Raw genomic sequence first — 531 nt, 5'->3', positions numbered from 1 at the left:
GGGAGTGCCCGAAAGGGAGCCTGAACACAGGTGCTGCATGGCTGTCGTCAGCTCGTGTCGTGAGATGTTGGGTTAAGTCCCGCAACGAGCGCAACCCTTGTCATTAGTTGCTACGAAAGGGCACTCTAATGAGACTGCCGGTGACAAACCGGAGGAAGGTGGGGATGACGTCAAGTCCTCATGGCCCTTATGGGTAGGGCTTCACACGTCATACAATGGTACATACAGAGGGCCGCCAACCCGCGAGGGGGAGCTAATCCCAGAAAGTGTATCGTAGTCCGGATCGCAGTCTGCAACTCGACTGCGTGAAGTTGGAATCGCTAGTAATCGCGGATCAGCATGTCGCGGTGAATACGTTCCCGGGTCTTGTACACACCGCCCGTCACACCATGGGAGCGGGTTTTACCAGAAGTAGGTAGCTTAACCGCAAGGAGGGCGCTTACCACGGTAGGATTCGTGACTGGGGTGAAGTCGTAACAAGGTAGCCGTATCGGAAGGTGCGGCTGGATCACCTCCTTTCTAGAGTGGCAC

1 rRNA gene is annotated in these 531 nt (G+C 55.9%); it reads left to right on the top strand.

What is annotated here, in order from left to right:
• Nucleotides 1-519: ribosomal RNA gene (locus tag ACI48D_RS26080) — 16S ribosomal RNA — on the top strand; the annotation flags it as partial.
• Nucleotides 520-531 lie beyond the last annotated feature (12 nt).

The sequence above is a fragment of the Massilia sp. LXY-6 genome (genome assembly GCF_051233485.1).
GTDB lineage: Bacteria > Pseudomonadota > Gammaproteobacteria > Burkholderiales > Burkholderiaceae_D > Telluria.
Note: the sequence above shows the minus strand (reverse complement) of the source record. Positions and strands in the feature narration are given on the sequence as shown.